1 protein-coding gene is annotated in these 282 nt (G+C 47.5%); it reads left to right on the forward strand.

Annotation, left to right across the window (positions count from 1 at the left end):
• The coding region (locus J3492_RS13090) for a cadherin-like domain-containing protein (protein WP_207992434.1) at window positions 1–282 on the forward strand (282 nt) is incomplete at both ends.

Genomic DNA, 282 nt, shown 5'->3' on the forward strand with positions numbered 1-282 from the left:
TCATCGAAGCCACCGAAGACACTGTAGCGACAGGTCAATTAGAAGCGGCTACTGATGCCGATGGTGACGAATTAACTTATGCATTAAAAGACAATGCTGCCAATGGTACAGTCACCGTCAATGCAGACGGCAGCTATAGCTACACACCAAATGCGGACTTTAATGGCGAAGACAGCTTCACTTATACCATTGATGACGGTCAAGGTGGCGTGATCACTCAAACTGCTACGATTACGGTCGCTGCCGTAAATGATGCGCCAGTGTCAGAAGACAGTGTTATTG

This window comes from Psychrobacter coccoides, assembly GCF_017498085.1.
Lineage (GTDB): Bacteria > Pseudomonadota > Gammaproteobacteria > Pseudomonadales > Moraxellaceae > Psychrobacter > Psychrobacter coccoides.